Source organism: Paraprevotella clara YIT 11840 (assembly GCF_000233955.1).
Taxonomy (GTDB): domain Bacteria; phylum Bacteroidota; class Bacteroidia; order Bacteroidales; family Bacteroidaceae; genus Paraprevotella; species Paraprevotella clara.
The window spans coordinates 121,877-147,241 of sequence record NZ_JH376579.1; the positions used below are offsets into that span (position 1 = coordinate 121,877).

The 25,365-nt window shown below is 51.5% G+C and carries 18 protein-coding genes and 1 tRNA gene; 10 read left to right on the forward strand and 9 right to left on the reverse strand.

Annotated features, from left to right (window positions below; genetic code table 11):
* Positions 1-18: 18 nt before the first annotated feature.
* Positions 19-100, forward strand: a tRNA-Leu gene (locus HMPREF9441_RS01295).
* A 632-nt stretch (positions 101-732) separates the two neighbouring features.
* Here the strand turns inward: HMPREF9441_RS01295 and HMPREF9441_RS01305 are convergent.
* The 5 genes from HMPREF9441_RS01305 to ruvB form a co-directional block, all read right to left on the reverse strand.
* On the reverse strand, positions 733-1,515 hold the full coding sequence (locus HMPREF9441_RS01305) for a class I SAM-dependent methyltransferase (protein ID WP_008617126.1): 783 nt from the start codon (positions 1,513-1,515) through the stop codon (positions 733-735).
* Between the two features lie 133 nt (positions 1,516-1,648).
* Positions 1,649-2,542, reverse strand: a complete 894-nt coding sequence (locus tag HMPREF9441_RS01310) for a glycerophosphodiester phosphodiesterase family protein (protein WP_008617127.1) — start codon at positions 2,540-2,542, stop codon at positions 1,649-1,651.
* Positions 2,543-2,644: 102 nt separating this feature from the next.
* The gene (crcB, locus tag HMPREF9441_RS01315) at positions 2,645-3,022 is read right to left on the reverse strand and encodes a fluoride efflux transporter CrcB (RefSeq protein ID WP_147715937.1); all 378 of its coding nucleotides are present in this window, start codon (positions 3,020-3,022) and stop codon (positions 2,645-2,647) included.
* A 14-nt stretch (positions 3,023-3,036) separates the two neighbouring features.
* The gene (gene ybeY, locus HMPREF9441_RS01320; protein WP_008617130.1) at positions 3,037-3,462 is read right to left on the reverse strand and encodes an rRNA maturation RNase YbeY; all 426 of its coding nucleotides are present in this window, start codon (positions 3,460-3,462) and stop codon (positions 3,037-3,039) included.
* A 14-nt stretch (positions 3,463-3,476) separates the two neighbouring features.
* Positions 3,477-4,511 (reverse strand): Holliday junction branch migration DNA helicase RuvB, encoded by a 1,035-nt coding sequence (ruvB, locus tag HMPREF9441_RS01325; RefSeq protein WP_008617131.1) that lies wholly within the window; start codon positions 4,509-4,511, stop codon positions 3,477-3,479.
* A 94-nt stretch (positions 4,512-4,605) separates the two neighbouring features.
* Here ruvB and HMPREF9441_RS01330 point away from each other — a divergent pair, with 94 nt between their 5' ends.
* The 5 genes from HMPREF9441_RS01330 (at position 4,606) to HMPREF9441_RS01350 (ending at position 14,375) form a co-directional block, all read left to right on the forward strand.
* A complete protein-coding gene (locus HMPREF9441_RS01330) occupies positions 4,606-5,841 on the forward strand; it encodes a nucleoside recognition domain-containing protein (RefSeq protein WP_008617133.1) in 1,236 nt (411 codons plus the stop codon).
* Between the two features lie 21 nt (positions 5,842-5,862).
* Positions 5,863-7,365, forward strand: a complete 1,503-nt coding sequence (locus HMPREF9441_RS01335) for a lipopolysaccharide biosynthesis protein (RefSeq protein ID WP_008617134.1) — start codon at positions 5,863-5,865, stop codon at positions 7,363-7,365.
* Positions 7,366-7,369: 4 nt separating this feature from the next.
* Positions 7,370-8,764, forward strand: a complete 1,395-nt coding sequence (locus HMPREF9441_RS01340) for a DUF389 domain-containing protein (RefSeq protein WP_008617135.1) — start codon at positions 7,370-7,372, stop codon at positions 8,762-8,764.
* Positions 8,765-8,781: 17 nt separating this feature from the next.
* Positions 8,782-10,947 carry a S46 family peptidase gene (locus HMPREF9441_RS01345; RefSeq protein ID WP_008617136.1) on the forward strand — a complete coding sequence of 722 codons (2,166 nt, stop codon included), beginning with the start codon at positions 8,782-8,784 and terminating at the stop codon, positions 10,945-10,947.
* A gap of 203 nt (positions 10,948-11,150) precedes the next feature.
* Positions 11,151-14,375 (forward strand): hypothetical protein, encoded by a 3,225-nt coding sequence (locus HMPREF9441_RS01350; RefSeq protein ID WP_008617137.1) that lies wholly within the window; start codon positions 11,151-11,153, stop codon positions 14,373-14,375.
* 74 nt (positions 14,376-14,449) lie between these two features.
* Here HMPREF9441_RS01350 and HMPREF9441_RS01355 read toward each other — a convergent pair whose 3' ends face one another.
* Positions 14,450-16,489 carry a DEAD/DEAH box helicase gene (locus tag HMPREF9441_RS01355; protein WP_008617138.1) on the reverse strand — a complete coding sequence of 680 codons (2,040 nt, stop codon included), beginning with the start codon at positions 16,487-16,489 and terminating at the stop codon, positions 14,450-14,452.
* A 215-nt stretch (positions 16,490-16,704) separates the two neighbouring features.
* On the opposite strand from HMPREF9441_RS01355, the gene HMPREF9441_RS01360 reads away from it, so the two are divergent.
* Positions 16,705-17,664, forward strand: a complete 960-nt coding sequence (locus HMPREF9441_RS01360; protein WP_008617139.1) for a carbohydrate kinase family protein — start codon at positions 16,705-16,707, stop codon at positions 17,662-17,664.
* Here HMPREF9441_RS01360 and HMPREF9441_RS01365 read toward each other — a convergent pair.
* The 3 genes from HMPREF9441_RS01365 to HMPREF9441_RS01375 all read right to left on the reverse strand — a co-directional run bounded on the left by HMPREF9441_RS01365 (position 17,655) and on the right by HMPREF9441_RS01375 (position 20,944).
* The gene (locus HMPREF9441_RS01365; RefSeq protein WP_244949550.1) at positions 17,655-18,671 is read right to left on the reverse strand and encodes a porin family protein; all 1,017 of its coding nucleotides are present in this window, start codon (positions 18,669-18,671) and stop codon (positions 17,655-17,657) included. The genes HMPREF9441_RS01360 and HMPREF9441_RS01365 overlap by 10 nt on opposite strands.
* 725 nt (positions 18,672-19,396) lie before the next feature.
* Positions 19,397-19,930, reverse strand: a complete 534-nt coding sequence (locus tag HMPREF9441_RS01370; RefSeq protein ID WP_039864744.1) for an LOG family protein — start codon at positions 19,928-19,930, stop codon at positions 19,397-19,399.
* A 33-nt stretch (positions 19,931-19,963) separates the two neighbouring features.
* On the reverse strand, positions 19,964-20,944 hold the full coding sequence (locus HMPREF9441_RS01375; RefSeq protein WP_008617152.1) for a helix-turn-helix transcriptional regulator: 981 nt from the start codon (positions 20,942-20,944) through the stop codon (positions 19,964-19,966).
* Positions 20,945-21,183: 239 nt separating this feature from the next.
* Between HMPREF9441_RS01375 and HMPREF9441_RS01380 the strand changes: the two genes are divergently transcribed.
* The 3 genes from HMPREF9441_RS01380 (at position 21,184) to HMPREF9441_RS01390 (ending at position 25,335) form a co-directional block, all read left to right on the forward strand.
* Positions 21,184-22,497 carry a hypothetical protein gene (locus tag HMPREF9441_RS01380; RefSeq protein WP_008617153.1) on the forward strand — a complete coding sequence of 438 codons (1,314 nt, stop codon included), beginning with the start codon at positions 21,184-21,186 and terminating at the stop codon, positions 22,495-22,497.
* A gap of 54 nt (positions 22,498-22,551) precedes the next feature.
* A complete protein-coding gene (locus tag HMPREF9441_RS01385; RefSeq protein ID WP_008617154.1) occupies positions 22,552-23,784 on the forward strand; it encodes an imelysin family protein in 1,233 nt (410 codons plus the stop codon).
* 108 nt (positions 23,785-23,892) lie between these two features.
* On the forward strand, positions 23,893-25,335 hold the full coding sequence (locus tag HMPREF9441_RS01390) for a di-heme oxidoredictase family protein (protein ID WP_008617155.1): 1,443 nt from the start codon (positions 23,893-23,895) through the stop codon (positions 25,333-25,335).
* The last annotated feature ends 30 nt before the right edge of the window (positions 25,336-25,365 follow it).

Genomic DNA, 25,365 nt, shown 5'->3' on the forward strand with positions numbered 1-25,365 from the left:
CGCAATCGAGAGAGATGCGCCCAGATGGCGGAATAGGTAGACGCGCTGGTCTCAAACACCAGTGGGGCAACCCATCCCGGTTCGATCCCGGGTCTGGGTACAAGGAAAAAGTCAAACGATTCTTATTATCGTTTGACTTTTTTCTATTTTCAGGAGAATCCACCAAAAACATCCCATTTTCATTCTGTCACTATTTGCCACTCTTGGTATGTCAAAAAGTCAGCCCAAACGGCTTCTTACGGAATCTTCCCAAAGCGGAAACGGACAGGATAGGAACGCATCGCTGCATAAATATTCACTTCAAACGGCATATATGCGGAAAAATATCGCATATATGCCGTTTTTTCTCATGAGAATAAAAAATCATTCGGCTGAAAGAAAAAAATCATTCTCAGCAGATTGAAAAAATGAAATGACGAAAAACGGGAAAAAACCTCTCCCAATCCGTTTTCCAAACACCATAAAACGTATTTTTTCCTCTATTTGAGCCTCTCCGGCTTGTCTAAACAGAATGTCAAAAAGTAAGGCTAAACCCACCGACGCCGACAAGCCGTCCCGAACCATACGGACCATTCCGGGCATGCCGTTCTTTTATGACAGTCCAACGCCTTTTCAGCTATCTTCGTGCATGCCCGCCGAAGCCCGAGATTGCGATATTTCAAGTCACTCCCCGACCCTACGCCAAATACGCGAGCCACGCACAGGCCGGAATGACATTTTGACAAACGGCATTCACCCTCTTTCGGGCTGCACGAGATAGAAACAACTTGTACTGAAGAAATTACGCACGTATGGCAGGACGGAGAGCGAGCCATGAAGCTTACGGGGCTTCAGGCCGAATTTCGTTTCGTAATGCGGATTGATGAAATAGAGTTGCCGGTCTACGACCCGATAGCCGGTGGCATACAATGCCGCCTGAAACTTCTCTATGGGGCAACGTGTGTGCTTGATGTTCATCAGTTCGCGAATGGTCGGCTCGTTTTCACCGGCTGCGGCCAACACGCCCTTATAGAGCGGAGAAGGCAGAAGATGAAGGAACGGAAAATGAGACACCACCTTGCTATGCGCTATTTGCTGGTGACCGCCGAAAGGCATTTGCCATGCCGGAAAGGCTATAAACACCACGCCGCCCGGCGCAAGATAGCGTTTCAGCCCTTTCAGGAAACCGACCTTGTCGTCGATATGCTCTATCACATCGTGCACCAATATCAGGGAGAATTTATGCTCCAGTTCCGTCAATTTGAAAATGTCGGATGCGATAAAAGTACCTTCCGCCCCTCTCTCGGCAAAAAACTTACGAGCCTCGGCAATGCGTCCGGCTGCAATGTCCACTCCCGTCACCGAACAACCCAACTGCGCGAACGAGAACAGGTTACCCCCTTCGCCACAACCCACTTCCAACACCTCTTGCGGAAGTTCCGGGCAACATTTACGGATATAAGGAATATAGTATTTCTCTGTCGTACGGGCCTGCTCGTCAAAATAACGTTCGCGGTCGGAATGGCGCTCTTGCATGTTAAATTCTCATTTTATTTGCGCCAAAGTTAATAAAAAACTATTATATTAAAGAGGCTGTCCGGATAAAATCTTCCAGACAACCTCTTTTTCCATCTTACCGTTCAGGCTCCACGGCGGGAACCGGACTGGTTCAAAGGTTCCTTCTCCCTTTTTTCTCCAAATATTCAATCAACTCTTCCGGACGGTCGGTCTGTATGACAGTGGCCCCGCGATCGAGCACCCAGCCCCAGTGGGCATCGGGGTCGGACAGGGCTTTCTCGTCTTCATGGCCGCCGCACAGGCTCGCCCACAACGTATTGATCCAGACACGGCAATCCGATGCGGCTATCACCGGCAAGTAGGACAACTTGGCAAAACGGTCTCTCTTGAAAATAACCTCCACGGCCTGCGGGCGGAATGCGGAAAGAAACGAAGCGACGTAGGGTATCGCCCCCTCGCCATCGAGATCCACCACGGGCATATAAAGAATGTCCTTGTAGCCGGAAAGCTGCCGTTCCACCTCCTCTACCGTGCCGCGCCCCTTCAGCACCACATGGTCTTCCGTACCCGTCTTGCGGATAATCGGCGCAATCTCGGACAGGTAGTCTCCGCCCTTGTCGATGTTCACCAGCACCGCCCCCTTGCAAGCCGTCAGGGCTTCCTCCAGCGTGGGTATGGTCTCGTCCGAAAGACTTCCGTCCGCCCGGCGCAGGCGGAAACGCTTCAGTTCCTCCACCGTGTAGTCTGCCACGTTGCCTTTGCCTTCCGTCGTGCGGTCGATGCTCCCGTCGTGCATCAGCACGAAACCGCCGTCCTTCGTCCGTTGGATGTCAATCTCCACCATGTCCACCCCCATGTCTGCCGCCCCTTTGATGGCCGCCACGGAGTTCTCGGGCGCATGCCGCCAGTCGCCCCTGTGGGCCACGACGAACACATAATCGGAGCGGCTGTCTTGCAGTTCCGCCCTCAACCGGCTGATATGCCCGGCTGCCTGTACGCACAGTGCCAGGCACCACAGCCCAACCGTAAAAAGAATCTTTTTCATTTCCCTTTCATGTTTAACCGGAGTAAAAGTAGTCCTTTCCGTGGGAAACGCCGGAAAAGATTTACGTCTAAGATTGACAATCTTGTGTTTTCGGGATGCAAATCAGAAGACACGTACCAGAAAATGGCCGAACCACACGGCCAACAGCCCCAAAACAAAGCTCAACACCGCGTATGCGGCAAACGACCAGAACTTGTCTGAAAGGAAAAGGATGTAGTTCTCGTGTACGAACGTGGAAAAGGTGGTAAACCCTCCGCAAAAGCCCACCGTGAGGAACAAACGCCACTCGGGGGACAAGACATCCGCCCGCTCAAACCAACCGTACAACAAGCCGATGAACAGACAACCCGCCACATTGACGACCATCGTCCCCAACGGGAGATGAGTAAAACTGCCCGCCGAGACCCACCGGGTCAGCCCGTAACGGGCTATGCCACCCACGAAACTACCGACTCCGACACACAACAAGGTCTTCCACATTTGCCGTCCTCCTGTCATTGACCCAATGAGGAACGCAAAGCCAAAGCCTTGTCTTCGGCCGCCTCCATGATTTCACGTTCGCCCGGCCCCTTGTCGTTGATGCCGCAAAGGTGCAGGATACCGTGTATGATGACACGGTGCAGTTCCTCTTCGTAGGTTGCCCCCACCTGCTCGGCGTTGGTCCGCACCGTGTCGAGACTGATGAAGAGGTCGCCCGAAATCACGTCACCTTCGCAGTAATCGAACGTGATGATATCCGTGTAATAATCGTGCCCGAGATACTGGCGGTTCACCTCCAGAATCTTCTCGTCGTCCACGAAGATGTAGGCAATCTCGCCTACCCTTTTGCCGTAACTCGCAGCCACGGCTTTCACCCAGGCCGTGTTTTCGCGTTTCTTGATGGAGGGCATCTTCACGCCGTCCGTATTGTAAGTAATCATTTCTTTCCTGTGTTTTAATCGTCAAACAAACTGCCTTGCAGCTCCGCCGTAAAACGGCTGCGCCCCAAATGCTTGTAAGCCATGTCCGTCACCTCCCGTCCGCGCGGCGTGCGCTTGATGAACCCTTCTTTAATCAGGAAAGGCTCATACACCTCTTCCACCGTTCCCGCATCTTCCCCGATGGCCGTGGCGATGGTCGTGATGCCTACCGGTCCGCCCTTGAACTTATCGATAATGGTAAGCAGAATCTTGTTGTCTATCTCGTCCAGTCCGTAACGGTCGATATTCAGTGCCTCCAACGCATAACGTGCGATGGCCATGTCCACCCGTCCCGTGCCGCGCACCTGGGCAAAATCGCGCACGCGGCGTAAAAGCGCATTGGCGATACGGGGCGTTCCACGGCTGCGCCCGGCAATCTCCATGGCGGCATCGTGCTCGATGGGTACGGAAAGGATGTGTGCCGAACGTTCCACGATACGCGAAAGTACCTCGGCATCATAATACTCCAGATGCAGGTTGATACCGAAACGGGCACGGAGGGGAGCGGTAAGCAGACCGCTGCGCGTAGTGGCACCCACCAACGTGAAGGGATTCAAGTCGAGTTGTATGCTGCGTGCCGACGGGCCTTTGTCTATCATGATGTCTATCCGGTAGTCCTCCATGGCGGAATAAAGATACTCCTCCACTACGGGACTGAGCCGATGGATTTCGTCGATGAAGAGCACGTCGTTCGGCTCCAACGAAGTCAGGATACCGGCCAAATCGCCCGGCTTGTCCAATACCGGGCCGGACGTGACCTTGAAACCCACGCCCAGTTCGTTGGCTATGATGTTGCTCAGCGTGGTCTTCCCCAATCCCGGAGGACCGTGCAACAAAGTATGGTCGAGGGGCTCGCCCCTGTACTTGGCAGCCTCGACGAAAACTTTCAGGTTTTCCACCACCTTCAACTGTCCGCTGAAATCCCCGAACTGGAGCGGACGCAAGGCATTCTCGAACTCGCGCTCGGCAGACGAGTTTGAGGAACGGCGTATGTCGAAATCTTCTTCCATTGAGGGACAAAGATAACATCTTTTCCCCACAAAACGGGCATGCGTCCCATTTTTTATGTAACTTTGCCTTTCAATCATGTAACGGGAGATTTCTATGGTTCTGAATTACATCTGGGTGGCATTCTTCGGCATCGCATTCCTCATCGCGGCAGGGAAGTTGGTTTTCGCAGGCGATGCCGGCGTGTTTCCGGCCATCATGGACTCCACGTTCAGTTCCGCCAAGACGGCTTTCGAGATTTCCCTCGGCCTGACCGGCGTGCTCTCGCTTTGGATGGGCATCATGAAAATCGGGGAAAAAGGCGGAGTGGTCCACATTCTGGCACGCGGCCTCAGCCCGCTTTTCTGCAAGCTCTTCCCGGACATTCCCAAGAACCATCCCGTCATCGGAAACATTTTCATGAACATCTCTGCCAACATGTTGGGACTGGACAATGCGGCCACGCCGTTGGGACTGAAAGCCATGGAAGGCCTTCAGGAACTGAACCCGAAAAAAGACACAGCCAGCAACCCGATGATCATGTTCCTCGTGCTGAACACTTCGGGACTGACCATCATCCCTGTCAGCATCATGGTTTACCGGACCCAAATGGAAGCGGCACAGCCCACGGATGTGTTCATCCCGATTCTGCTGGCAACCTTTGCCTCCACGCTGACGGGTATCATCGTCACCAGCCTTTATCAACGCATCAACCTGCTGAACCGGGTGGTCGTACTGGCATTGGGAGGAGCCTGTCTGGCCGTAGCCGGCATCGTGTATGGCTTCAGCCGGTTGGACAAAGAAGAGATGAACTTGTGGAGTACGACCATCGCCAACGTACTGCTGTTCTGCATCATCATCGCTTTCATTGCTGCCGGTGTCAGGAAACGCGTTAACGTGTACGATGCCTTTATCGAAGGAGCAAAAGACGGTTTTACCACAGCCGTACGTATCATTCCCTATTTAGTCGCCATCTTGGTGGGCATCGGGGTATTCCGTGCTTCGGGGGCCATGGATTTGTTGACAGACGGCATCGCCGCAGTCGTCAAAGCCTGCGGCGGCGACGCAGACTTTGTCGGTGCACTGCCTACCGCACTGATGAAACCGCTGAGCGGCAGCGGGGCGCGCGGCATGATGGTGGATGCCATGGAGACCTACGGTGCAGACTCCTTCGTGGGGCGGTTGAGCTGTATTTTCCAAGGCGCGACCGACACCACCTTTTATATATTGGCCGTTTACTTCGGCAGTGTGGGCATCACCCGCACGCGGCATGCCGTGGCTTGCGGCCTGTTGGCCGATTTGGCAGGTATAGTGGCCGCCATCGGTGTGGCTTATCTCTTTTTCGGAGCATAATAGAAACAAACTGAACGAAATATGGCAGAATTGAAATCGGTGGCCAAAGACACCGCCATCTACGGACTAAGCAGCATCATCGGAAAGTTCCTGAACTATTTGCTGGTCCCGCTCTATACGGCCAAGATGACCGTGGAAAGCGGAGGCTATGGCATCGTGACCAACATTTATGCCTACGTGGCGCTTTTGATGGTCATCCTCACGTTCGGCATGGAAACCACGCTGTTCCGTTTTGCCAACAAAGAGGGGGAAAACCCGCAAACCGTCTATGGCACGACACTCACCATGGTGGGCAGCCTGTCTCTGCTGTTTGCCTTGCTCGTACTGGCTTTCCTCCATCCGATAGCTTCCGGCATAGGCTACGCAGACCATCCGGAATATGTGGGAATCATGGCGGTCACGGTAGCCTTGGATGCCTTTCAGGCCATTCCCTTTGCCTGGCTGCGCTACCAGCACCGTCCTATCAAGTTTTTCGCGTTGAAGATGCTGTTCATCGTGCTCAACATCACGTTGAACATCCTTTATTTCGTCGTGCTTCCGGCATTGTACGTCCGCCACGCATGGGTGGGCGCAATTTATAACCCGTCTGTAGGACCGGGATATGCCTTCATCCTGAACCTTGTCTGTACATCGTTCATCACTTTCTTCTTCATTCCCGAACTGACAGGATTCAAATATCAGTTCGACACCCGGCTGATGAAACGTATGTTGGGCTACAGTTGGCCCATCCTGATTCTCGGTATTGCAGGCATCCTGAACCAGACGGCCGACAAAATCATCTTCCCGTTGGTGTACGGCGACACGGAAGCGGCCAAGTCCGAACTGGGCATCTACGGTGCTTGCGTGAAGATTGCCATGATAATGGCCATGTTCACCCAAGCTTTCCGCTATGCGTATGAGCCGTTCGTGTTCGGCAAGGCTAAGGACAAGAACAGCGGAGAGACCTACGCCACGGTCATGAAGTTCTTCATCATCTTCACCCTGCTGGCCTACCTTTGCGTCATCGGTTACATGGACATCCTGAAACGAATCATAGCTCCGGACTATTGGCCCGGCTTACGTGTCGTCCCCATTGTCATGGCAGCCGAAATCATGATGGGGGTTTACTTCAACCTTTCCTTTTGGTACAAGCTCATCGACAAGACGATTTGGGGGGCCTGGTTCTCGGCTGCCGGTTGTTTGGTCCTCTTTGCCGTCAACATCATCTTCATCCCGACGTACAGCTACATGGCATGTGCCTGGGGCGGTTTCGCCGGATACGCCACGGCCATGCTCCTGTCCTACACCGTGGGACAGAAGAAAAACCCCGTCCGCTATCCGTTGAAATCCATCGGCATCTACGTACTGATTGCCGGAGGTTTCTACGCCATCATGGCCTGTACGCCCGAAGAATGGCCCGTATGGACACGACTGGGTATCAACACGGTGCTCATCCTGCTCTTCGTCGGACATATCCTGAAACACGACCTACCGGTACGAAGCCTACCGGTCATCGGCAAATATTTTCATAAATTTCAAAAGTAAAATCATGGAAAATAAACCCAAAAAACAACGGAGTTATCTCAACCTGTTTATCCGCAGACTTTTAAGCATGAAGGAAGATAAGGCCCCGGAAGAAGAAACCATAGCCTCTATCAAGGCTGGTATCGACTTTCGCGGAGCCAATCTCTGGATCTTGATTTTCGCCATCTTTGTGGCTTCCCTGGGCCTGAACACCAACTCTGCCGCCGTCATCATCGGTGCCATGTTGATTTCTCCGCTCATGGGTCCGATTGTCGGCATGGGACTAGGCGTGGGTATCTACGATTTCGAACTGCTCAAACGGGCGTTCCGCAGTTTTGCCACCGCCACTATTTTCAGTGTGCTCACGGCAACGTTCTATTTTGCCATCACACCCATAAACGAAGCCCAGTCCGAACTGCTTGCCCGGACCTCACCTACGATTTACGACGTGCTCATCGCGCTCTTCGGCGGACTGGCCGGCATCGTAGCCTTGTGTAGCACGGGGCAACGCGGAGGTAACGTCATTCCCGGCGTAGCCATAGCCACAGCTATCATGCCTCCCCTCTGTACGACCGGTTTCGGACTAGCCACGGGCAACTGGCTTTACGCAGCCGGAGCCTTCTATCTCTATCTCATCAATTCCATTTTCATTGCTTTGGCCACGTTCGTAGGAGTGAACATCCTGGATTTCAAGAAGAAGGTATTTGTGGACAAACAGCGGGAAAAGCGAGTGAAGCATATCATTATCACCATAGCCGTGCTCACGATGCTACCTTCTGCCCTTCTTACCTATACGCTGGTCCGGGAAGACATATTCATGAGTAAGGTCAATAATTTCGTAACACAAGTCGTCACGTCCGACCAAACGCAGGTCATCACAAAAAAGGCAGACTACCGCACCAAAGAAATCCGCCTCGTTACCATCGGGGAAGAGATAGCCGAAAAAGAATTGGAAAGGATGAGAAGCCAGATGGAACGCTTCGGATTAAAGGACGTCAAACTGTCCATCGTACAAGGTACAAAGAATCTCAGCACAAACGAACTGAAGTCGATGCTGAACGATCCGGCCGTCAAACAGGCAGACAAAAGTGCACAGTTGTTGGCCAATGAACAGGAACGCGGGGATCGGTTGCAGAAAGAATTGGACTTTTACAAAGCTACTGAACAACAAGCCCAGTCCGTCAGTGCGGAAATGGCGACTCTGTTCCCCGAAGCGGCACGCGTCAGTATCTCTCGCACCATTTCCTATACTGTCGGTGACAGTACGAAGAAAGATTCTTTGACCTTGGTAAGTCTTACCCTGAAAGAAAAGTTATCGGCTCAGAATCGGGAGAAGATGGAGGAATGGCTCAAAGCCAGACTGAAAGCCCAAAACATGAAACTCATTGTCGGAACAAAGATAGAAAACAACAAAAAATAACCATTTAACAGATAAATATGAAGAAAAAGTTTTTAACGTTACTCGCCTTCGTTTGTGGTCTCAACGGTATAAAGGCCGATGAAGGCATGTGGATGCTCAGCCACATTTCGCCCAAAAGTATGAAGGTCATGAAGGATTTGGGACTGCAAATGAGCGAAAAAGAATTGTATAATACGAAAGGCACCTCGCTGAAAGACGCTGTGGTCAGTTTCGGTGGCTTCTGTTCCGGTGTCGTAGTCTCACCGGACGGTTTGGTCTTTACAAACCACCACTGCGGCTTCGGCAACATACAGGCTTTGGCCACACCTGAAAACGACATCCTGAAGAACGGATTCGTGGCCCATACACAAGCGGAAGAACTTCCAGCAAAAGGCCTTTATGTACAGATCCTCCAAAGGACGGAAGATATCACCAAACGGGTAAACAAAGCTTTGGACAAATACTACAAGGAACATGCCGCCGAGATGGCCCAATTGGGTGAAAATGCCAAAGAAAAAATGCGTTGGAACAGTGTGGACTCCATCTGCCTGGCCATAGAAAACGAATATGCAAAGAAATATCCGGAGTTGATTTGTGAAGTCAGCCCCTATTACACGGGAAACGCCTTCTATGTCAACGTATATAAACAATACGACGACATCCGTCTGGTATTCGCACCGCCTCAAAGCTTAGGCAAGTTCGGCGGTGAAACGGACAATTGGATGTGGCCGCGCCAAACCTGCGACTTCAGTGTCTTCCGCATTTATGCCGACAAGGACAACCAGCCTGCCGAATACAGTGCGGACAACCGCCCGTTGAAAGCCGAACGTTATGCAAAAGTCTCTTTAGAAGGTTTCAAGAAAGGAGACTACTGTATGACCATCGGCTATCCCGGACGTACCAACCGTTATCTCTCTTCTTACGGAATCGTGGAACGCATGGAGAATACCAACGAATCCCGAATCAATGTACGTGGCGTGAAGCAAGGGATATGGAAGAAATGGATGGACAGCGATCCGAAAATCCGTTTACAGTATGCTTCCAAATATGCCAACAGTTCCAACTATTGGAAAAACAGTATCGGCATGAACAAGGCGCTTAAAGAGTTGAAAGTCGTAGAACAGAAGAAAAAACAAGAACAACAAATCAACGAATGGGCACAAAAAAGCAAAAAAAGACAAGAACGCTTCGGTAACTTGGCTCCCGAACTTGAAAAAGCGTACGCAGCCCGCAAAGACGGCAACCGCGCCATCGCGTTCCTGAACGAGTCTTTCCTTGGAGGTCCCGATCTGATGCGTATCGCTTTCTACTTCGACAACTTGCAAAACGCAGGAGGAGAAACGGGCAAGGCAACTTGGAAAAACCGTCTGCGTCAACAATACAAGGACTGGAACGAGGAGGTCGACAAGGAAACGATGACGGCCTTGATAGACAATTACGCCAAGCAAGTAAAACCCGAATATCTGCCGGACTTCTATCAGACGATAGAAAAAGAATACAATAACGACATCCGTACCTATGTGGATGCCATGTTCAAACAGTCGGTCCTGACCGATACAAACTGTGTCAATCTGACGCTGACCCAAGAACAAAAAGATAATGACATGGCACTGAAATGCCTGAAGAGTGTGATGGAACTTGGTGGAAAAGTATCTGACCAAATCAGTCAGTACAACATGGACGTGGCAGAAAAGGAAAGACTGCTTTGCGAAGCCATACTTGAAATGGAAATGGACCAGCCGCATTATTCGGATGCGAACTCGACCATGCGCCTGAGCTACGGTTTCGTAGACGACTACACCAGTGCTGCCGGACACCAGAACTACTTTACTACCATGCCGAGTCTGTTGGATAAAGTCAAACAAAGCGACAGAATAGATGAATATAAAGTGGAACCGGAAGTCAAAGCTCTGTTCGAAAAAGGCGAATTCGGCCCTTACAAAGACAAGGAAAGCGGCGAAATGCAACTCTGTTTTCTTACGAACAACGACATTACCGGCGGAAATTCCGGCAGCCCGATGTTCAACGGCAAGGGCGAACTTATCGGACTGGCTTTCGACGGTAACTGGGACGCCTTGAGCAGCGACATTACTTTCACACAGGATTTGACCCGTTGTATCGGCGTAGACATCCGTTATGTACTTTACATCATCGACCGATGGGGCAAGGCGGAACGTCTTATCCAAGAAATAGGTGCACGATAATTTTCGTCCCGAACCCATTATCCAGCCGGACCGTCTTTAGTATATTAAGGATGGTCCGGCTGTGTTATCAACCACATGCTTTGCAGATATTTAACATAAGTTTCTGCGAAACAAAATTGTATTATTGGATACTAAACTATAAATTTGCGAACAGTTTATAACTTAATTTCAATTTTGAACAAACCACTCAAAACAAAAGCATCATGAAAAACAAGTTTATTCATTTCCTGATGGCCGGAGCTTTGGTCTGCTGGAGTTCCTACACGTTGCATGCACAGACTGAAGTCACAGACACTTACCTAAAGAATCCAAGTTTTGAAAACAACTTCACGGACTGGGATAATGCCGGAATGCAAACCCAAACGAATACCTCTTTTTCCAAAAAAGACGGTAATACTTACGTAGAACAATGGGTCGGACAAGGTAACAAAGTAGCTGATGCCCATGTCAGTCAAACGCTGACCTCTCTGAAAAACGGGGTCTACAAGCTGACCGTAGCCGCACAAAACATTCAGCAAAACAGTTCGGCCACACAAAGCGGAGCGTATGTCTTTGCGGATAATGAACAAGTTTCTGTCGGTGCCATCAATGACTATTCCCTGACCTTTACGGTCATTGAGGGACAAGCCACCGTAGGCTTTAAAGCTGAAAACGCCACCGGCAATTGGATCGCCTGCGATAACTTCCGGCTGTATGCTGTCAACAATGATTTAACAGAAATACAAGAAGAACTGCAACGCCGCATCGAACAGGCACAAACATTGGTTTCCGAAAAAATGCAAAAGGATGTGCTCTCGGAACTCAATGCCGCTATTCAAGCCGCTCAACAGGAAGTGGGAGCACCCACCGACGAAAATATAGCCGAGGTTGCCGTCCGCCTGCGCAAAGCTACCACAGAAGCTCAAACGTCCATCGAAGCTTACCGAGAACTTCAAGCCGTCATTGACAAGGCACTTGAAGCATACGGTGACGGTAGCCAAAGCGGAGCAGAAGAATTCGATGCCGCCATCCAATCGGCCCAATCCACAGTAAATAACTTAGAAGCCAGCCTGGAAGACCTGGCACTTGCCGTCACCCAATTGGAAACAGCAACTTTAGCGTTTTCCTTGGCTAACGCAACCGGCACGGTTCCTACCGTAGTAACCGACACACGATATGCACGCGGCTCCACGATGGCATTCGGACGAAGCACCATATCCGGCGTGTCCACATCCGATTTATTGGAACACGGTTTTTGCTGGAGTACTTCTCCCGATCCCACCGTTCTGGATCATCGTACAACCGAATACCTGAACAACAACGGTTACATCTACTGGATGAAAGACCTGGAACCGTCTACCATTTATTACATACGTGCCTACGCCATGACCAAAGGCTATGCCGTAGGCTATGGAGACGTAATAAAAGTAATCACGCTACCGGAGGGTAAAATAACATGGTCTTACAATAACGGTGGACCGGCCGATGCCAATGCACGCATCAATGCAGCCGTAGGCTCTGCCGTAGACTATTGGAACCATTTGACCAGCATACAAGGACTACATTTGACTGTCAGTTTCGGTGCAGGGACTCCCACTGCCGACTGCAGCTATGGAGGTTGGATGAGAGTAGGCCCAAATGCAAGCTACCAACGCACCGGTACTATCATGCACGAGATGGGGCATGCCATAGGCGTAGGACAACATGAAATATGGTGGAACGGCAACTTAAGGGCCAACGGTGACCGGGGCGACTGGTTAGGCGAACGGGCCAATGCAGTCCTACGGTTCTGGGACAATAATCCGACAGCAGTCATGACCGGGGACAACACACACATGTGGCCCTATGGTATCAACGGCGCACATGAAGACACAGGAAGCGAAGTGCTGTACATAGGCAACAGCCTGATCACGCAGGGACTCGGCGAAGACGGACTTCCCCCCACCGGAGGATTTGCCACCCCCGCCTACGTATTCGAGCAGGAAGACAACGTAAAATACTATCTCAAGAACGAAGACGAAACAGCCGGCCTCTATACATCTTATTTAGTGGCCAATCCCAACAGTACTGCTGTCAAATGCGAAGAAATGACCGCTGCCGAAGCTACGGCAAACGACAATGCAGCGTGGTACGTCACGTTTAACCCGAAAACCTGCTACTACCAGCTTCGTAACGTGGGAACAGGACAATACTTGACATACAATGCATCCAGAAATAAATTCCTCACGACCAATAAAGAAACTCCGACAACGACTGAAAGCTTCCAATTCATGCGCGGACGTACAGATGTCAATATCGGGACAGGCAACACCGCTGTCACAGCACGGGGCTATTGGATTATCCGGCCGGAAAAAACGCTCAATCCCCCATGCATGGGTTCTAATGCCGGAGGAAGAATAACCAACGAAACTTTCAACATTGCCAACTCGGCTAAAGACCAACGCTGGATCATATTGTCCGGCGAAGAACTTCAGGCATTCGACACCGCAGTAAAGGACGAACGCAAAGCTGAACTCGAAGACATGCTGACCCGTATTAAAGCATTGGCAAACACCCCGCATACCGAAGATGAAGCCGGCACGGATGCCACGCTGACGGCCAAACTGTCGGAAATCGAAGAGAAGAGCCACGACACGGAAATCACTTCAGAGGGTATCTCCTCTCTGACGGAAGAGGCCCTGGCAGCCGGAATGGCATTCCTAGCCAAAGCTACCCCGGAAAGCGTAGAGCAGCCTTTCGACATCACCTTTCTGATGTCCGACGCAGAGCTTACGGATGGAAAAGGTTGGTCTTCCACCCCTACCATATCATTCTCTTGCGGTGAGTTCTTCGAGAATACATTCGACTTCAACCAGACTGTCACAGGACTGCCAGCCGGAACTTACCAATTCAAAGGCCGAGGATTCCAACGCCCGGGAACCACAGCAGACGTGTATAAAGCTTTTATTGCCGGACAAGACGATGTGAATGCTACAATCTATGCCGGCGACAAAGAAGCCAAAATACAAAATATTGCAGCAGAGGCACAAACCAAGAAATTGGGCGGAAGCGAAACGGCCGTAGGCTCCAATCCGACCCGCTACGTACCGAACAACATGCAAGCTGCAAGCTTATATTTTGCAGCCGACCTTTATGACAACGGTGTAGTTACACAGTTGACAGAAGATGACTCCAAGCTGAAAGTCGGCATGCGCTGCAGTGAAACAAGCTCTAGCTATTGGTGTATATTCGATGACTTCCGTCTGTACTATTACGGAAGCATGTCTCCGGATTTCGTAACCGACATCCGTCCGGCTATTACCGACAAGACACAGGCAGAAGACCTTTTTGCCACCCCTTCGGATGTGTACAGCCTCAGCGGTGTTTGCGTGCGTCGGCAAGCCACGTCGCTCGACGGTCTCGGACGCGGCATCTACATTGTGAATGGCCGGAAAGTCATCGTTAAATAAATCAGAAGTCTTGCATTCGGAATAAAAAAATCTCCCGGTTACGAACCTAAACGTAACCGGGAGATTTTTCTATCTTATTTTTTCGGGAAACGACGCGCCCATCCTTCTTCCGAGAAGTCCGGCTCATCACCTACCAAGTCCTTTCCGTCTTGTGGCTGGAAGAACTGTTTCCAATCGTCTTTCGTATATTTCTTACCGTGCGGTGCGGTGTATCCCCGTTCTTCACGAGACGGTTTGGCTGCTTTGGATAATTTGCTCCCACTCGGCAGACTTCGAGCAAGCTCGGTCTGCTCTCGCTTACTCGCAAATTTCCGTGCATTATCCTTGCCGCCCATATCCTTACCTTTTTTGCCCTTTCCTTTGCCGGACATGGCCTCTTCGTAGGTTTTTCCTCCACCATGTTTCTTACGGTCGCGACTGCCCTTTGCGTCACCCCCACTCCGGCCATCACGACCGGACCGACGGTTCGACTTGCCTTCTCCGGCCTCATGAGCCTCTCCGGTAGCCACTTCCACGTTGACTTTACGTCCCTTCACCTGCACACCGGAAAGCCCGTGCAACACACGGTCGGCCTCACCGTCGGGCACCTCAAAGAAAGAAAAGCTCTTCATCAGGTCGATACGCCCGATTTCCACCTTGCCTTGCACATGGTCGTTCACCAGCTTCATCACCTCTTTGGCATAGAAACCGTCCACCTTACCCAAATTAAGGAACAACCGGGTGTATCCCTCTTCGGGCTTGCGTCCGCCGCGTTTGCCTTTCTTGTCGCCCTTCTCCCCACGTCCCGTCGGTTCGCTGATTTCAGGCGCGTTGGCATAGTATTGCAGGAAACGGCCGAACTCCCGACTCACCACACGCTTGATGAGGTCTTCCTTGTCGAGCCATTCCAACTTACGGTACACTTCGGGCAGGAACTGTTCGATTTCCTCCTCGTCCACCTCCACGCGCTCGATGTCGTCTATTACCTTATATAATTGTTTGGCACAGATTTCCTTGCCGCTGGGCATCTCCCCTTTGACAAACTCCTTGCCGATAACCTTTTCTATCTCGCGGATTTTGGAACGTTCGCGCGTGTGGACGATACAAATACTCGTCCCCTTCTTGCCCGCACGTCCCGTACGCCCGCTGCGGTGTGTGTAATTCTCGATGTCGTCCGGCATACCGTAATTGATGACGTGCGTCAAGTCCTCCACGTCGAGTCCTCGCGCCGCCACGTCGGTAGCCACGAGGAACTGTACGCGGTGCTGGCGGAATTTCTGCATCGTCAGGTCACGCTGTTGCTGCGAAAGGTCGCCATGCAACGAGTCGGCATTGTATCCATCCTGTATGAGCTTGTCGGCCACTTCCTGCGTCTCCATGCGCGTGCGGCAGAAGATGATGGCATAAATCTTGGGATAATAATCCACGATACGCTTCAAGGCCAGGTATTTGTCCTTGGCATGCACCATGTAATACACGTGGTTCACCGTTTCCGCTCCCTCGTTGCGCGAGCCTACCACGATTTCCTTGGCCTCGCGCAGGTACTTCTTCGAGATACGCTCTATCTCACGGCTCATCGTGGCAGAGAAGAGCAATGTGTTATGGTTTTCGGGCACCCCGGCCAGAATCTTGTCGATACTCTCCGTGAACCCCATGGAAAGCATCTCGTCGGCTTCGTCCAACACCACGTTTTCCACATGCTCCAACGAAGCCGCCCCACGCTCCATCAGGTCGATCAGGCGGCCCGGTGTGGCCACGATGACCTGTACGCCCTTCCTCAGCGTACGGATTTGCGGTTCGATGTTCGCACCGCCGTACACCGGCAATACGCGCACACCGGGCAAGTATTTGGAGTAGTTCTCCAAATCATCCGCTATCTGCAAACAAAGTTCTCGGGTGGGACTCAGGATGAGAGCCTGCGTCACATTGCGCGTGGCATCCACTTTCTGCAAGACGGGCAAACCGTAAGCTGCTGTTTTTCCGGTACCGGTCTGTGCCAGTGCCACAACGTCGTTATTCACTCCCAGCAAGTAAGGAATCACTTCCTCCTGTACCGGCATCGGGTTTTCATACCCCATTTCCTCAATAGCTTGTCTGATTTCCGCAGAAACACCAAGCTCCTCAAAAGTTTTCAATACGTTAATTATTAAATTAATACACCAAAGGCAGCGCACGGCGCTTACAACATACAAAAACAACCCTTCAGTGTATCACAACGCCTGAAAACCGCCTTCCCTAAAAATTGGATGGGCAAAGGTACGACAAATCTTCGTTTTTTTCACTTTTTTCTACGACTTATTCCACTTTTTTATCGTATGTTTGCATTCACTTGTTTCTAAACCAGACATTCATGCGCAAAGTCATCGGGATGGGCGAAACCATCATGGACATTATCTTTCACGGGGCACAACCTACGGCTGCCGTTCCGGGCGGCTCGTCGTTCAACAGTATCATTTCCATCGGACGGGCGGGCATCCCGGCCGTTTTCGTCGGCGAAACGGGACACGACGAAGTGGGACGGCGCATTGCGGATTTCCTGAACGCCAACCATGTGGACGCCAGTTACCTGCGGATGCGCGGCGACATCCAATCCGCCGTGTCACTGGCCTTCCTCGACGAACGGAACGATGCCCATTACATGTTCTACAAACAACCGCCGCGCACGCTGGAGGATTTCATCCACCCCACGGTGGAAACCGACGACATCATACAATTCGGCTCCTATTATGCCCTCAATCCCTACATCCGCCCCCAAGTCAAATCGTTTCTGGAATACGCCCGCAGCCGGAACGCCATCCTGTACTACGACCTGAACTATCGCCGTACCTACAAAGACAGAATCCGAGAACTCCTTCCGTCCATCCACGAAAACTTCCGGCTGGCCGACCTCGTACGCGGTTCGGCCGACGACTTCGAGGTGATGTACGGCCTGGGTGATGCGGAGGAAATCTACCGGCTGCATATCGCGCCCTACTGCCCGCTTTTTCTCTGTACCTGCGGAGCGGAAGGCGTCACGCTGTGCACACCCGAAGGAAGCTCACGCTTTCCGGTACCGCCCGTACGCACAGTCAGTACCATAGGAGCGGGAGACAACTTCAATGCCGGATTCATTTACGGGCTGATACGCTATGGTATCCGCCGCATCGACCTGCCCGGCCTGTCCTGCACACAATGGCATCAAGCCGTCGACTGCGGCATACGGTTCGCCGCCGACGTCTGTGGTAGCATACACAACTCCATCGACGAAGAATTCGGAAAGCAGATGGCTAAGAAGCTTCAGGCCTCGTCCGGGCAAGATGTTCAGAAATAAAAGCGCAGTCCGCCCGTCACGAAGAAATGGAAATAACCGTCCAATTCTTTCCGTTTCCCGGACTTGCCCAGTTCGCCTAAGCCATCATCGGGAAAGAACTCCCTTGCAAAGTCTTTGCCGGGAAACCAACCGAGGATGTACCCTCCGTTCAATCCTACACCGACATGCTCGGCCAAACGGTACTCCAATCCCAACTGGAAATGCCCGCCCCAGCCATCCAAACCGTAATCCAGCCGAGAATTGTCGCGCACCTTTTCGCGCGAAAAGAATGCCCCTAACCCCAAAGCAGCCTTTGCCGACCAATAATCACTGAAAAACGTCCTGACCACAAACTCGGGTCCGATATAGAAGAAATTCATGTGAAACCGCTCGTCGGCCACCTCCGGCGGAGACGCAAGACCATAAGCCCGGGAATGGTAAGCCGAGAAAAACAGGCCGCCTCCCAGCCCTTTACGCCCCACCCAGTCCCATCCGGCCTGCATCTCCGTGCCCCGGCGCGGATGACCCCACACGGCTGTTCCTCCGGGCGTACGCAATTCACTGGTGATGAATCCCCCTCCGGCATTCAAGTAAAGTGTGCTCGTACCGTCTTTCTTTTCATCCTTCGCGGTCTCATGATCCGAATCCGTCCAAAAACGATTCGCGGCAAGCCCGTCCAACGCTTGGTCTACTTCCAAACGTGTACCCGGAAAACGCAACATATAACCGTCCATCCTGTACGACCGTCCCATGAAAGACGAAGATTTCTCTTTCACGGCAAAAGCGTTGCCGCCCACCTTGGCCGTCTCCACCTTGACCATGGTCTCAGCATCACTTTCCGTCCCTTTCTCCACGGAAGCACGCCCCAATACTTCGGCCGCAGGGGGCAAGGTATCCTTCGCCTCGAAAAGCCGTACGTCGTACGCCCGCGTGACGGGATAAGACTTCACCACCTCTGTCGTCACTTTCGGACTACATCCCGCGATGAAAAAAGACACACACCCAAAGACAAAAAACGTATTCTTCATTGCATTTTGCTTCATCGTTACACATGAGTATGAATTTCCCTTTTGGGAGAAGCGAGCAGAAACAATTCTCTACAAGTCTCCCCACAGACTAAAAAGTTCCTTCCAAAATTATCATTTTTATTTTTAAGAAACAACATCATACCGCACTTTTATGTCAAACGGTAACAAACTGTCAGCCTTTCTTCGCAAAAAAGGGACAAAAAAAATGATTTCCGGAAGCAGCCGGAAAGACTTTTTGCATATTTATGCGCATATTCCACCGATTTTCACATAAAAAACCGCATATATGCAAATCAATCACAAGAGAATGATTTTCCGTTTGGCTGAAAGCGAAAAATTTTTCTCCGCATAACTTTCCAAACCTAACCGCAGAAAAAGGAAAACGGCCCGTGTGAACCCCAAAAAGAGGTCTCGAAAAAGCGGATTTTCCACCTATTTGCCCCGTTCCGGACCTCACGAAATTCCTGTCACATCTCCATGAAAATCCACATGATGCTTACCCATAACCTCATGGCATGCTACGCTACAACTCTCACAGGGCTTCGGAAAGAAAGCAAAAAAAGAAAACGAACGACATTACGTCAAAAGGAAAACCGCCATGGCTGGCGTATTCGCAGGCGAAGCCCTATCCGGAATGATATGGGCCATTCTCAGAGAGTTGAATCTGACACTTTGACAAAAAGTAAATCCGGTCTTTTCCCTCCGTGCCGTGAGCTTCGGGAAAATTACGCCAAGACAGCCTGAAGCTCATCCCACGAACGTGCCACGACAAGGTATTGCTCCAAGGGAACATTGACGAAACCTCGCCGGTCCATCTCCTGCAACACCGCAACCAGCCCGTCCCAAAATCCGTCTAAAGCAAACAAAACCACTTTCTTCCGGTGATAGCCGATACTATTTGCAGCCATCACGGTGAACACCTCGTCCAGCGTCCCGACACCGCCCGGCAAAGCAACCAGCACGTCGCTACGCTCCACCATAATGGCTTTACGGTCGCTCAAATCGTGACACGGTACCACCTCGTCCACATAACGGCTCACGCGCCGGCGCGCTTCCAAGACAGACGGTACAATGCCCACCACATGCCCACCGGCATCTTTCACTCCGCGTGCGGCGCTCTCCATCAGACCGGAATCGGCTCCGCCATACACCAACGTCAGGCCGCGCTCCCCCACGAGGCGGCCAAAAGCCCCGGCCAAGTCATAATAGCTTGCCTCAAGCCGGTCCGAAGCGGCACAAAAAAGACCGATAGATTCCATGTCTGCCTGATTTAAAGGAAAAGGCATCCGCCTTTACAGTTTCACATCTTCCAGGTTAATCAGCCCGTTTACAATCGCATAAATGGTCAGCCCTGCGGGAGAATGAATCTGGAGTTTACGGCTGATGTTGCGGCGATGCGTCATCACGGTATTGACCGAGATATACAACTGTTCGGCGATTTCCTTGTTCGACATACCCTTCACTACGCAGACGATAACTTCTTTCTCCCGGTCGCTCAATGCATCATTCGCGCTATCCTCCCCGTATTGTTCCTCTGTTTGGGGATTTTCCTCGCGAGCCTGTTCCTGGCGTTCGTCTTCCAACCGCACCACGGCTTCCAGAAACAAGGTGTCCTCCAAATGGCAATGGCTGAACAGGTCTTCTTCCGTCATGAAAAGGTCTATCAACACGTCGTTGAGCAACTGCGCGTTACTGTCTGTGGGATAATACTTGATGATGATGCTTTTCAGTTCGGAGAGGCTTTTTTCAAGCTGTGCGTGGTTGTCGTGATGCTGATGAGACAGTTTGTGGATGTTCACGTCCGGACTGGTTTTCACACCCTTCATCAAATCGCTCACATACGTATGGATATGCTTGTCCTCGTAATCCATGTGACGTCCGACTTCCGAAGCGAACTCGTCGTAAAACTTCAGGATGAGAAATGCAATCTGATTGCGCGCCGAACAGTCTATCGCTTCTATCAGTTTGCGCCGGATGGCCGGCAAACGGAACTTCACAAAGTAATCATGAGAGCGGCGAAGGTAATTCATTAATGCCGTGAGCGACAAAGACTCCACAATATCGGACAGATTCGACGTCCGCCCATTGGAACGTATGAAATTCACCACTGCCAAAAAAGTGGGGGCATCTACTCCCGCTGCCAAGCAGGTTTCGCTCACCGTATGGTCGCCAAACCCTAACGTAAGCCCGAACCGACTAATCACCTGCAAGATGCGGTAATCATCGCAAATGATGTCCCCCATCCGGTCGGTCTCTTTATATTTTTCAGACATGATACCTTAAATCGTTAAACTTCTTGCAAAGAACGGAAAAAAAAACGACCCTGACAATCGCTATAATTGAGTATTATCAAAAAAAATTAGGTAAATACCACCTCATGTAGGTACACCGCCCTAATCACCCCTCAAATGAAATTGCCCATTTTTGTGTATTGATGCTTTTTAACCAATCCGGTAACTTTGCAGCGTCAAAACAAAGAAAAGGGTAAAAAGATAGAAAAAACAATAATAAGATGAACCAAAAGAAAAATCTGCTGACCGCCGCATTGGCCGTCCTGACAGCCTTTAGTAGTGTTTCGGCCCAAGGAGGCGAAGACGGCGGCAGCACTTACGAGAAATTCCGCGTGGGCGGATATGGTGAAATGGTGGCTAATTTCAAGGATTACGGCATCAACCGGTATTGGGGTGGCAAAGGAAATGGCAAAGGAGGAAATACCAAGACGGACCGCAATACCATCTCCATTCCCCGCTTCGTGATTGCTTTCGACTATAAGTTCACGCCCAAATGGATATTGGGAGCCGAAATCGAGTTTGAAAGCGGAGGAACGGGAGCCGCATACGAACTGGAGAACACCGAAAACGGCGATTACGAAACGGAAATAGAGAAAGGCGGTGAAGTAGCTTTGGAACAGTTCCACATCACGCGCCTCATCCTGCCGGAAATCAACGTGCGCGTAGGACATGTCATCGTACCGGTAGGTTTGACCAACTCCCACCACGAACCCGTCAATTTCTTCGGTACGAGCCGCCCGGAAGGGGAAACGAAAATCATCCCCTCCACTTGGCATGAAACGGGTCTCGAACTGTTCGGTACGCTCGGTAAAGGATGGGTCACGTTCGACTACCAGGCTATGGTAGTGACCGGCCTCAACGCCAATGGTTTTGACCGTAAGACTTGGGCCGGAAGCGGCAAGACCAGCATCTTCGAGTACGACAACTTCACTTCACCGGCTTACGTGGCTCGCGTGGATTACCGAGGAGTGCCGGGTCTGCGCGTGGGAGGTTCATGGTATTTCTGCAACAACATAGGAGCCAATTCTGACAAGCCCACGACTTACACGAGTTACGGTGACATCCCGGTAAGGATATACACGGTGGACGCACAATACATCAACCGTTTCCTGACCTTCCGTGGAAACTGCATCTTCGGCAACCTCGGCAAAAGCGACAAACTGAGCCAAAAGAACTTGAATTTAGGAAATAACAGTCCTTACACCCGTGCCACACCTGTTGCCAAGAAGGCCGTGAGCTACGGTGCGGAATTAGGCTTGAACCTGCAAGGCATCGCAGGCACCCCCAAATGTCCCGCCCTCTACCCGTTCGCCCGTTACGAATACTACAACCCGCAGGAGAAGGTGATCACCCGTCAGGCTGCCGATGACCGCGAGAAGGTAGGCATGTGGACGGCCGGACTGAACTGGAAGGCCCTGCCGAACTTGGTGTTCAAGGCCGACTACACGACCCGTAAAATCGGCGGCGGCAAATACAACAGCGAAAACGAGTTTGCCATCGGCGTGGCCTACGTAGGTTGGTTCTGGAGCAAATAACAAGAGAATATATCATTTCAAATCATTCATAAAAACATAACAAAAACAAAAACAATGAAAAAGAAATTTCTTTATTCAGCCTTATTCCTGATGGGAATGGCCTTTGCAGGTTTCACTGCCGCTTCTTGTAGCGACGACGACGACAACACCGGCGATGGCGGCGGCGGCGTAACCGATAACGGTGGGAATAGCGGCACTGGAAGCAACAGTGGCTTCGACGCTGCTGCAAACTTGGATTACAATACGGAAAACGCTGCCAGTTGGCGCAACTATTCGCGCCAAGTAGCCATATTGTTGAAGAAGGATGCCACGACCCTCTATGACAGTTGGGAGACTTCCTTCCAAGGCGGAGAGGCTTTCAAAAAGACTTTCACGGAACACAATGGCGGAACCTATACGTCTGCATTGAGCTGTATCGAACAGATCATCGACAAATGTGTGGAAATCACGGACGAGGTGGGCAACTCAAAAATCGGCGACCCCTACGACAAATGGACGGCCGGACAGCAGACAGAAGCCCTCTATGCCGTAGAGTCTTGGTACAGCTTCCACTCACGTGATGACTATTCCAACAACATCCGTTCCATCCGCAACTCTTACTTCAACAGCCTGGACAGTACAATCAGCAACAACTCCTTGTATAAATTGGTAGAAAAGATTGACCCTGCGTTGAACACGAAGATTGCCAACGAAATCGAAAGTACGAAGAACGCCATCCTTGCCATCCCGCAACCGTTCCGTAACAACATCGGCGATGCACAGGTTCCTGTGGCACAATCGGCTTGCGTGGCTTTAGGAGTAACCCTCGACCAAGAATTGAAGGCTGCCATCCAGAACGCATATAACAACGGAACCATTACCGACGCAGAAATGGATCTCGTAGTAAGCGGCTTCGTGAACAATGTGGTATTGCCGACTTACAAGGACTTGAAAGAAAAGAATACTGCCCTCCTCGCAGCCGTAGAGGACTTCTACAATACTCCGAGCGATGACACTTTCGAGGCAGCTTGCGAAGCATGGTTGGTAGCCCGTATGCCGTGGGAGCAGAGCGAAGCGTTCTTGTTCGGCCCGGTCGACATCCTCGGCCTTGACCCGAACATGGACAGTTGGCCTTTGGACCAGGTAGCCATCGTCAACATCTTGAACTCCGGCAACTTCGACGACTTGAACTGGGAAGACGGTGACTCGGAAGACGAAATCACTGCCTCACAAGAGGTAAGAGGTTTCCACACGTTGGAGTTCCTGTTGTTCAAGAATGGTAACCCGCGTACCGTTTCTGCACAATAAACCCGACTCATAAGTTCACTGTATCAATTAAAAGTGAAGACAGACCTCACAAAGGCTGTCTTCACTTATGTGGTATAAAAAAGGAACTATAAAAACAGACATATCACAATGAACCATACTGTAAAATATTTAGCCCTGTTCTCCTTAGCCTTCAGCCTCGCCGCCTGCGACGACGACGGATTGGACGTGAGGGACGTGGAAATCCCGCAAGGTTACGCCCTTTCGGCTGGAGTCTCCACCATTTTCCTCAACAGCTCCGTGGCCTACGACACGCAGGCCGACTGGATCGATGCCGACCCCGATTATGCCATGCGCTTCCGCGACGGCGACGGACTGTACGACGACACGCGTACCATCTCGGGAGGCCTCGGCCCGGTCTATGCAGGATATTCCTGCGGAAGCTGCCATCGCAATGCCGGGCGTACGAAACCGGAGTTATGGAACGGCGGAGGCAGCTTCGGCGAAGGGGGGAGCGGCTCTTACGGCTTCTCTTCCATGTTGGTGTACATCAGCCGCAAGAACGGCGCATTTTTCCAGAATTACGGACGCGTACTTCATGACCAAGCCATCTACGGCGTTAAACCGGAAGGCAAGTTGAGCGTCAAATGGCATTACGAGAAAGGGGCATTCCCCGACGGAGAGCCCTACGAACTGTGCTATCCCGAATACAGCATCAGCGAATGGTATGCCGACAGCATCGCGCCCGAAGACTTGTTCTGCACCGTCAGGATCCCGTTGCGCCATGTCGGCATGGGGCCGATGATGGCCATCGACCGCCACGAAATAGAGCAACTGGCCGCGAAGAGCAACTACCCGGAATACGGTATCAGCGGACGCGCCAACTATATCACGGAAAAAGGGAAACTGCAATTAGGGCTGAGCGGCAACAAAGCACAGCATGCCGACCTGACCGTGGAGCTTGGCTTCAGCAGTGACTTGGGCGTCACGAACAGCCGCTATCCGGAAGAAATCTGCGAAGGACAGCTCCAGATGCAGGACGGAAGCATGATGGGACTGACATACGACCAGTTGGACATCAGCGCGGAAGAAATGGAGGATGTGGACTTGTACATGCAGGGCCTTGGTGTACCGGCCCGTCGTGACGTGAACGATCCTACGGTGAAACGCGGGGAGGAGATGTTCTACCAAGCCAAATGCCACTTGTGCCATACCGTCACACTGCATACCCAACCCCGTGGTTCCACTTTGCTGTTAGGTACGCAACTGACGTGGTTGGGCAGCCAGACCATCCACCCCTACTCCGATTTCCTGCTTCACGACATGGGAAGCGAAATCATGGGTGTAGGATTGAACGACAATTACGTAAGCGGACTGGCTCGCGGCAATGAGTGGCGCACCACTCCACTTTGGGGTATCGGGCTACAGGAAAAAGTCAACGGTCACACTTACTTCTTGCACGACGGACGCGCCCGTAACTTTACCGAAGCCATTTTGTGGCACGGCGGAGAAGGGGAAGCCTCGAAAAACCTGTTCAAACAGATGAAGAAAGAAGACCGTGCGGCACTCATCCGATTCCTGCAATCCTTATAACAAGACGACGAAAGCCTCTTGACAGAACAA